Here is a 9,675-nt window from a genome sequence, read left to right on the forward strand (position 1 = left end):
TCCCGCCAACGCGATCGTCCTTTTCCATGCATGAACCTGCCGCCGATATGGTGATCGATGTCCGCGAAGTCACGCTCGCGCTGGGGGAGACGCGCATCCTGCACGGCATCGACCTGGCGGTGGCGCGCGGCGAAAGCCTCGCGCTGCTCGGCGCGTCGGGATCGGGGAAGTCGTCGCTGCTCGCGGTGCTGACCGGGCTGGAGCGCGCGGGCGGCGGGCAGGTGCGCGTCGCCGGGCTCGATCTGGGCGCGCTGGACGAGGATGCGCTGGCCCGCGCCCGACGTGGTCGCATCGGCATCGTGTTGCAGGCGTTCCACCTGCTGCCGACGATGACCGCGCGGGAGAATGTCGCGGTGCCGATGGAACTGGCCGGTATCGCCGACGCGGCCGATCGCGCGACGGCGGAACTGGTCGCGGTCGGCCTCGGCCACCGGCTCGACCATTATCCCTCGCAATTGTCGGGCGGCGAGCAGCAGCGCGTCGCCATCGCCCGCGCGCTGGGGCCGCGTCCGCCGCTGGTGTTCGCGGACGAGCCGACCGGCAATCTCGACGCCGCCACCGGCACCCAGATCATGGACCTGCTGTTCGATCGCCGCGCCGCGACCGGTGCCACGCTGGTGATCGTCACCCACGATCCCGCGCTGGCCGATCGCTGCGACCGGATCGTCACGCTGGCGGATGGCCGCATCCTGTCGGACATGCGCGCTTGAGCGGCCAATCCGGAAAATGGCCGCTGGCGTGGCGGCTGGCCCGGCGCGAGCTCGACTGGCGCTTCCGGGGCCTGCGGTTGCTGGTCGTCTGCCTGTTCCTCGGCGTCGCGGCGCTCGCGGCGATCGGCAGCCTTGCCGATGCGATCGGCCGCGAACTGGCCGACCGGGGTGCCGCGGTCCTCGGCGGCGATCTGCAACTGGCGGTGTCGCAGCGTCCCGCCAACCCGGCCGAACGTGCTGCGATGGCGCGGGCGGGCACCGTATCGACCACGGTGCGGATGCAGGCGAACGCCGTCGCGGGGGAGGCGGTGGTGCCGATCCAGCTGAAGGCGGTCGATGCGCGTTATCCGCTGGTCGGCCGCGTCACCCTGCGCGGCAACCGGCAGGTCGGCGCCCCCGCCCCCGGCGAAGCATGGATCGCCCCCGCGCTCGCCGATCGCCTCGGGGCCGTGCGCGAGGTGCGGATCGGCAGCGCGCGGTTCCGGGTCGGCGGCGTCATCGCCGACGAACCCGACCGGCTGGGTGAGGGGTTCACGCTGGGGCCGGTGGCGCTCGTGTCGATGGCCTCGCTGCCCGCGACCGGACTGGTGCAGCCGGGCAGCCTGTACGAATACCGCTATCGCCTCCGCCTGAATCCCGGCCTGTCGCCGGATCGTGTCGCGAAACGCTTCCAGGCGGCGTTCCCGGCGGGCGGCTGGGCGACGCGGACGCGCGACAACGCCTCGCCCGGTGCCTCGCGCTTCGTCGGGCGGATGGGGCAGTTCCTGACGCTGGTCGGGCTGGCCTCGCTCGCGATCGCCGGGATCGGGGTGGGCGGCGGCGTCGCCTCGTTCCTCGCGCAGCGGCGACCGGCGCTGGCGACGCTGAAGGTGCTGGGCGCGACCAGCGGCGATGTCGCCCGGATCGTCGCGATCGAGGTCGGCGCGGCGGCGCTGGTCGGGGTGGGCGCGGGGCTGCTGGTCGGCGCGGCGGCGGTGCCGGCGCTGGTCGCGGCGGCGCGGTCGGTGCTGCCGGTCGCGCCGGGGTTCGTGCTGGAGCCATGGCCGCTGGTCCGCGCCGCGCTCTATGGCCTGCTCGTCGCGATCGCCTTCGCCGCGCCGCCCTTGGCCAGCGCCGGGGCGACCCCCGCCGCCGGGCTGCTGCGGGGTGCGTTGGCGCCGATGCGCAGCGGCGGCCGGCGCGGTTGGGTGCCCGCGCTGATCGCGGGCGGCGCGGCGCTGGCGCTGGCGATCGGCACGGCGGACCAGCCATGGCTGGCGGCCGGCTTCCTCGGCGCGGTGGCGGCGACGCTGGCGCTGCTCGCCGGGATCGGCCGGGCGATCCGGTGGACGCTGGCAAAGATGCCGCGCCCCCGCCGGCCGTTGCTTCGTCTTGCGGTCGCGGCGCTGCACCGGCCGGGTGCGCGGACCGAGGCGCTGGTGGTCGCGCTGGGGCTGGGCCTGACGCTGTTCGTGCTGCTGGCCGGCATCCGCACCAGCATCGACGCCGCCGTCGCCGCCACGATCCCCGCCCGCGCCCCCGCATTGTTCGCGCTCGACGTGCCGCCGGTGCGCGAGGCGGCGTTCCGCGCCACCGTCGCCCGCATCGAACCGCGCGCGATCGTGAAGACGGTGCCGCTGATGCGCGGCACCATCACCGGCTACCGCGACATCCGCGTCGCCGATCTGAAGGAACTGCCCGAGGGCGCCTGGGCGCTGCGCGGCGAACGCGGCCTGACCTATGCCGCGACCCTGCCGGAGGGGAGCAGCCTGACCGCCGGCACCTGGTGGCCGCGCGGCTATCGCGGCGAGCCTTTGGTGTCGATCGACGAACGGCTGGCCAGGGCGCTCGACCTGAAACTGGGCGACCGCCTGACGGTGGCGCTGCTCGGTATCGAGCGCAGCGCGAAGGTGGCGTCGTTCCGGCGGATCGAGTGGGACACGCTGGGCTTCAACTTCGTCATGGTCTTCTCCCCCAACGCCATTCAGGACGCGCCGCACAATCTGGCCGCCACGATCGACATGCCGCCGGGGCGCGAGGGGGCGGTGACGCGGGCGCTGCTCGCACCCTTCCCCTCGGTGTCGGTGGTGGAGGTGCGCGGGGTGCTGGCGCAGGTGCAGGGCATCGTCGGTCAGGTCGCGACCGCGATCGCGGCGGCGGCGGGCGTCGCGGTGGCGGCGGGGATCGCGGTGCTGATCGGCGCGATCGCCGCCGCACGCGAGGCGCGGACCTATGACGCGGTGGTGCTGCGGATGCTGGGTGCGACCCGGTGGCAGTTGCTGGCCGGTCAGGCGATCGAATATGCGCTGCTGGGATCGGTACTGGCGGTCGTCGCGCTGGCGCTGGGGCTGGGCGGCAGCTGGTACGTCGTCACGCAATTGTTCGACTTCCCCTTCGCGCCCGACATGGCGGTGGTGCTGACGACGTTGCTCGTCGGGCTGGGCACGGTGGTGGCGATCGGGCTGGCGGGGGCGTGGCCGATCTTGTCCGTCCGGCCGGCGCGCGCGCTCCGCCAGTTATAGGACGGGATGATATCGGCCTGACCCGCTCCGTCGTTGCGAGCATAGCGAAGCAATCCAGAGCCCGGCGCGTGACGCCCTGGATTGCTTCGCTACGCTCGCAATGACGAATGGATGGGTTTCACGTCATCGAGCTTTAGGACGCCCGTGCGGGAACGATCCGCGCCGCCGTCCGCTCTCTCGCCGACCAATCAGCGGAGAGTGACGATGGACGACCAACGCGTCTGGGCTTTCGAGGAAAGCCTGTGGACCGCCGATGCGGACCATTACCGGGAATCGATCGACGACGAATGCCTGATGGTGTTGCCGCAGCCCCCCTTCGTGATGAGCGGCGCGCAGGCGATCGAGGCGGTCGCCGCCACGCCGCGCTGGTCGTCGGTCGAGCTGTCCGGCCGGCAGGTCGCCCGGCCCGAGGAAGGGCTGATCGTCGTCGCCTATCACGCCAGGGCGACGAAGGGCGACGAGACGTACGAGGCGCATTGCACCTCCACCTATCGCCGCCGCGCGCATGAGGACTGGCTGGTGGTGCAGCATCAGCAGACCCCGCCGCTGACCGCCGCCGTCGAGGCCTGACGGCATCGACGCTGGCACCGTCATCGGCCGCGCAGGTGCGCAATCTTGTCGCATCGATGCAACCCGTGGCGGCCGTGGCGGTTGTCGCTGTGACGTGCCACGGGTTGCGGCAGCGGGAAACATGAGCGCCCGTTGCCGAGGGAGAAGAAGCCATGTCTGACGAACGCGAACAGTCCATCCGCCGCCGCGCCTACGAACTGTGGGAACAGGGTGGCGGCGATCACGGCCGCGATCGGGATCACTGGCATCAGGCCAGCGGCGAGATCGACGGTGCGGGTGACGCGCCCGCGCCCAATGCGGTGGCGCCCGACGGCACCACGTTCGGCGATACGGCCGAAGGCGACGGCGGCAACGGCGCCAGCATCGTCGAGGCGGAAACGGCCGTGCCGGCCGCCCCCGTCGCGCCGGTGAAGCCGGCGGGCAAGGCCGCCGCCCCCGCGTCGAACCGACCCCGCAAGACCAAGACCGCGAAATAAGGCGAACGATCCCGATGGCCGATGTTCTTTCCCCCACCACGTCGGCCATCCTCGCCGCCATTCCCGATCCGGACACCTCGACCGCCGCCCCGCGGCTGGTGGTCGAGGAACTGTCGCCGCGTGTCGACGGCGGCGATTATCCGGTGCGCCGGTTGGTCGGCGAGACGGTGGCGGTGGAGGCCACCGTCTTCACCGATGGCCACGAGCAACTGGCGGTCGACCTGTTGTGGCGCGCGGTGGACGAGGCGGAATGGCGCCGGGTGCGGATGGCGGCATTGCCCACCGATCGCTGGCAGGCGGAACTGGTGCTGGAACGGCTCGGGCGCCACGAATATGCGGTCGAGGGCTGGCTGGACATCTATGGCGGGTTCCGCCGCGATTTCCGCAAGAAGCTGGATGCCGGCGTCGCGCAGCCGGTGGATTATCAGGAAGGACGCGGCTTCGTCGCCGCTGCCGCCGCACAGGCGGACCCGTCGCAGCGCAAGGCGCTGGAGGCATGGGTAAAGCGGTTGAAGGCGGCGTCCGACGATATGGCAGGCGCGGCGCTGTTGCTCGACGACGATCTCGCCGTGCTGATGGACCGGGCCGACCGCCGGCCGTTCGCGCTGCGCTCGGCGCGGCAACTGATCGATGCGGAGCGGACCGCGGCGCATTTCTCGTCATGGTACGAACTCTTCCCCCGTTCGATCACGATCGATCCCGACCGGCACGGCACGTTCGACGATGTGATCGGCCGCCTGCCGCAGATTCGTGACATGGGCTTCGACACGCTCTATTTCCCGCCGATCCATCCGATCGGGCGCACCAACCGCAAGGGGCCGAACAACAGCCTGATCGCCGGGCCCGACGATCCCGGCAGCCCCTATGCGATCGGATCGGCCGATGGCGGGCACGAGGCGGTGCATCCCGAACTGGGCGGCTTCGCGGCGTTCGCCCGGCTGGTGGAGGCGGCGCGGGAGCATGGGTTGGAAATCGCGCTGGATTTCGCGATCCAGTGTTCGCCCGATCACCCTTGGCTGACCGAGCATCCCGGCTGGTTCGCCTGGCGGCCGGACGGGTCGATGAAATATGCCGAGAATCCGCCGAAGAAATATCAGGATATCGTCAACGTCGATTTCTACGGCCCCGATGCGGTGCCCGATCTGTGGCTGGCCTTGCGCGACGTGGTGCTGTTGTGGGTCGGACAGGGGGTGAAGACCTTCCGCGTCGACAATCCCCACACCAAGCCGCTGCCCTTCTGGGAATGGATGATCGGCGACGTGCGTGCGCAGCATCCCGACGTGATCTTCCTGGCGGAGGCGTTCACCCGGCCGACGATGATGTACCGCCTCGCCAAGGTCGGCTTCTCGCAGAGCTATACCTACTTCACGTGGCGCGACACCAAGGCGGAACTGACCGATTACATCACCGAGCTGACCACCACCGCGCCGAAGGAATTCTACCGCCCGCACTTCTTCGTCAACACGCCCGATATCAACCCGGTCTTCCTCCAGACCTCGGGCCGTCCCGGCTTCCGCATCCGCGCGGTGCTGGCGGCGACGCTGTCGGGCCTGTTCGGCGTCTATTCCGGCTTCGAGCTGTGCGAGGCGGCGGCGGTGCCCGGCAAGGAGGAATATCTCGACAGCGAGAAGTACATCGTCAAGCCGCGTGATTGGAACGGCCCCGGCAACATCGTGCAGGACATCGCGATGCTCAATCGCATCCGGCGGCGATACCCGGCGTTGCAGACGCACCTGAACACGAAGTTCTATGTCGCGCAAAACGACAACATCATCTGGTACGGCAAGCCCGATCCGGACGGGACCGGCATGATCTGCGTGATGGTCAACATGGACCCGCACAACGAACAGTCCTGCGCCTTCCAGGTGCCGTTGTGGGAGTTCGGGCTGGACGACGATGGCAGCGTCGACGTGGAGGACCTTGGCGAAGGCTATCGTTTCCGCTGGTACGGCAAGGACCAGACGATCACCATCGCTCCCGACCAGCCCTATCGCATCTGGCGCCTGACGCCAGCCACCAACGCATGAACGGAACAGCGGTGACGAACGACACGATCGATACGAACGCCACGACCACCAGCGGCATCGGCGACGATCCGCTCTGGTACAAGGACGCGGTGATCTATCAGGTCCACGTCAAATCCTTCTTCGATTCGAACAATGACGGGATCGGCGATTTTCAGGGGCTGCTGCAACGGCTCGACTATATCGCGGACCTTGGCGTCACCTGCATCTGGCTGCTGCCCTTCTACCCCAGCCCGCGCCGCGACGACGGCTACGACATCGGTGCCTATTGCGACGTGTCGCCCGATTACGGCACGATGGAGGATGCCACCGCGTTCATCGCCGCCGCCCATGCGCGCGGCATCCGCGTCGTCACCGAACTGGTCATCAACCACACCTCGGACCAGCATCCCTGGTTCCAGGCCGCGCGCAAGGCGCCGCCGGGCAGCCCCGAACGCGATTTCTACGTCTGGTCGGACGATGACAAGCTGTACAGCGGCACCCGCATCATCTTCCTCGACACCGAGAAATCGAACTGGACGTGGGACGAGGAGGCGGGCGCCTATTTCTGGCATCGTTTCTATTCGCACCAGCCCGACCTGAACTTCGACAACCCGGCGGTGCTGGCCGAGGTGCTGAACGTGATGCGCTTCTGGCTCGATCTGGGGGTCGATGGCCTTCGCCTCGATGCGATCCCCTATCTGATCGAACGCGACGGCACTTCGAACGAGAACCTGTCCGAAACGCACGACGTGCTGAAGAAAATCCGCGCCGCGCTGGATGCCGAATATCCCGACCGGATGCTGCTGGCCGAAGCGAACATGTGGCCCGAGGATACGCAGCAATATTTCGGCGACAGCGCCGCGGCGGGCGAGGCGGGCGACGAATGCCACATGGCGTTCCACTTCCCGCTGATGCCGCGCATGTACATGGCGGTGGCGCAGGAGGATCGCTTCCCGATCACCGACATCATGCGCCAGACCCCCGATATTCCGGCGAACTGCCAATGGGCGATCTTCCTGCGCAACCATGACGAGCTGACGCTGGAAATGGTGACCGACGCGGAACGCGACTATCTGTGGAACACCTATGCCGCCGATCGCCGCGCGCGCATCAACCTCGGCATCCGTCGTCGCCTCGCGCCGCTGATGGAGCGGGACCGGCGCCGGGTCGAACTGATGAACGCGTTGCTGCTGACGATGCCGGGCACGCCGGTGCTGTATTATGGCGACGAGATCGGGATGGGTGACAACATCCATCTCGGCGACCGCGACGGGGTGCGCACGCCGATGCAATGGTCGCCCGATCGCAACGGCGGCTTCAGCCGCGCCGATCCGCCCAACCTGACGCTGCCGCCGATCCAGGACCCGCTCTACGGCTATCAGGCGGTGAACGTCGAGGCGCAGGAGCGCGATGGCCATTCGCTGCTCAACGCGGTCAAGCGGATGCTGGCGGTGCGCCGCGAACATCCCGCCTTCGGTCGCGGCACGCAGCGTTTCCTGCGCCCCGCCAACCGCAAGATCCTCGCCTATGTCCGCGAGCATGAGGGCGATACGATCCTCTGCGTCTTCAACCTCGGCCGCACCGCGCAGGCGGTCGAGCTGGATCTCGCCGAGTTCGATGGCCGCACCCCGATCGAACTGACCGGCGGCACGCCGTTCCCGCCGATCGGGACGACGCCCTATGTCCTGACGCTGCCGCCTTATGGCTTCTCGTGGTTCGCGCTGTCGGCGGAGGCGGATGCCCCCGTCTGGGCGACCCCGCCCGCCGCGCTGGAAGCGGAACGCTTCACCTTCGTGCTGCGGCCGGACCTGACCGATATCGGCGTCGGCGCCAACCGCTTGGTGCTCGAACGTGACCTGCTGCCCGCCTATATCGCCCAGCGCCGCTGGTTCGGCGGCAAGGACGAAGCGCTGCGCGCGGTGCGCCTGCTGCGGCTCGATCCGCTGCCCGGCAGCGACGACCTGCTGCTGGCGGAGATCGAGGTGGAAACCGATCGTGCCGCCACCCGCTATGCGCTGCCGCTCGGCATCGCGTGGGAGGGTGACGTGCAGGGCCGGTTCGCCGCCGGGCTGGCGCTGGCGCGTGTGCGGCGCGGCCGCCGGGTCGGGCTGCTGACCGATGGCTTCTCGGTCACCGAATTCGCGCGTGGCGTGACGGCCGCGATGCAGGCGGGCACGGTGATCGGCGACGGTCAGGATGCGCTCGCCTTTTCGGCGGACGGGCTGGAGATCGACGGGGAGGCCGAACTGGAATGGCTGACCGCCGAACAGTCCAACAGCTCGATGGTGCTGGGCCAATCGGTGGTGCTGAAACTGCTGCGCAAGCTGGAGGCCGGCGTGCATCCCGATGCGGAGATGGTCCGTTACCTGACCGCCCATGGCTTCGAGGCGGTGCCGCCGATCCTGGGCGAGGTGCGGCGCACCGGCGACGACACGCTGCTGATGCTGGCGCAGCGCTTCGTCCATAACCAGGGCGATGCCTGGAGCTGGACGCTGGGCGTGCTGGAACGGCTCGCCACTGCCGACGACGCCACCTTCGCCAACTATGCCAGCTTCGCCGAGACGCTGGGCCGGCGTCTGGCGGAGATGCACGCAGTGCTGGCGCGGCCGAGCGACGATCCCGCCTTCGCACCGACGACGCTCGCGGCCGACGATACCGCGGCGCTGGCCGCCGACGTGCGCGGCGATGTCGAACGGGCGCTGGCGCGGATCGACGCGGCGGGCCTGACCGGCGAGGCGGCGGAATGGCTGGCGACGCACCGTGACACGCTGCTCGCCCGGATCGACGCGGTGGCGCACGGTGCGGCGGGCCAGTCGCTGACCCGTATCCATGGCGACCTGCATCTGGGACAGGTGCTGGTGACCGGCGGCGACGTGATGCTGATCGATTTCGAGGGACAGCCGGCCAAGCCGCTTTCGGAACGTCGGGCGAAGGACCTGCCGCTGCGCGACGTCGCGGGCATCCTGCGCTCGTTCGACTATGCCACCGCCGTCGCCGACCGTTCGCGCCCGCCCGGCCCGGAGACGGAGGCGTTGCGTGCCGAGCACCGCTATGCCCGTTTCTGCCACCGCGCGCGCGAGACGTTCCTCGACGCTTACCGCGCCGCCAGCGATGCCGAACCGGATGCGGCGCTGCTCGACCTGCTGCTCGTCGCCAAGGCGGCATATGAGGTCGGGTACGAGGCGGCGAACCGCCCCGACTGGATCGAGGTGCCCGTTGACGGTCTGTTCCGCGCCGGGCGACGGCTGGTGGGGGAGTAGAGACCAACTACCATCTACCGTCATTGCGAGCGTAGCGAAGCAATGCAGTGTTCCGCGCGGCGCCACTGGATTGCTTCGCTACGCTCGCAATGACGCAGAAGGGGGGGGGCGATCCCGGTTCGATAGTCCCGTTGCTCATAGACGGAGAAATG

The 9,675-nt window shown here is 69.4% G+C and carries 6 protein-coding genes; all 6 read left to right on the plus strand.

Annotation, left to right across the window (positions count from 1 at the left end):
- Positions 1-26 precede the first annotated feature (26 nt).
- The 6 genes from IFT82_RS05480 (at position 27) to treS (ending at position 9,523) form a co-directional block, all read left to right on the plus strand.
- Positions 27-710 (plus strand): ABC transporter ATP-binding protein, encoded by a 684-nt coding sequence (locus IFT82_RS05480; RefSeq protein ID WP_192125303.1) that lies wholly within the window; start codon positions 27-29, stop codon positions 708-710.
- Positions 707-3,211: an ABC transporter permease gene (locus IFT82_RS05485; protein WP_244646532.1), complete on the plus strand. Its 2,505-nt coding sequence runs from the start codon at positions 707-709 to the stop codon at positions 3,209-3,211. Before IFT82_RS05480 ends, IFT82_RS05485 begins: the two co-directional genes overlap by 4 nt.
- A 204-nt stretch (positions 3,212-3,415) precedes the next feature.
- Positions 3,416-3,781, plus strand: a complete 366-nt coding sequence (locus IFT82_RS05490) for a DUF4440 domain-containing protein (RefSeq protein WP_192125304.1) — start codon at positions 3,416-3,418, stop codon at positions 3,779-3,781.
- Between the two features lie 152 nt (positions 3,782-3,933).
- A complete protein-coding gene (locus tag IFT82_RS05495) occupies positions 3,934-4,257 on the plus strand; it encodes a DUF2934 domain-containing protein (protein WP_192125305.1) in 324 nt (107 codons plus the stop codon).
- 14 nt (positions 4,258-4,271) lie between these two features.
- Positions 4,272-6,284: an alpha-1,4-glucan--maltose-1-phosphate maltosyltransferase gene (locus tag IFT82_RS05500; RefSeq protein WP_192125306.1), complete on the plus strand. Its 2,013-nt coding sequence runs from the start codon at positions 4,272-4,274 to the stop codon at positions 6,282-6,284.
- 11 nt (positions 6,285-6,295) lie between these two features.
- Positions 6,296-9,523 carry a maltose alpha-D-glucosyltransferase gene (treS, locus tag IFT82_RS05505; protein WP_213014360.1) on the plus strand — a complete coding sequence of 1,076 codons (3,228 nt, stop codon included), beginning with the start codon at positions 6,296-6,298 and terminating at the stop codon, positions 9,521-9,523.
- Positions 9,524-9,675: the final 152 nt, after the last annotated feature.

The organism is Sphingomonas sp. CFBP 8760 (assembly GCF_014841615.1).
Classification (GTDB): domain Bacteria; phylum Pseudomonadota; class Alphaproteobacteria; order Sphingomonadales; family Sphingomonadaceae; genus Sphingomonas.

What these genes read in the sequence shown, in the direction of transcription:
- IFT82_RS05500 (WP_192125306.1), top strand. Translation starts at nt 4,272, where the DNA reads ATGGCCGATGTTCTTTCCCCCACCACGTCGGCCATCCTCGCCGCCATT.
- IFT82_RS05495 (WP_192125305.1), top strand. Translation starts at nt 3,934, where the DNA reads ATGTCTGACGAACGCGAACAGTCCATCCGCCGCCGCGCCTACGAACTG.
- IFT82_RS05490 (WP_192125304.1), top strand. Translation starts at nt 3,416, where the DNA reads ATGGACGACCAACGCGTCTGGGCTTTCGAGGAAAGCCTGTGGACCGCC.
- IFT82_RS05480 (WP_192125303.1), top strand. Translation starts at nt 27, where the DNA reads ATGCATGAACCTGCCGCCGATATGGTGATCGATGTCCGCGAAGTCACG.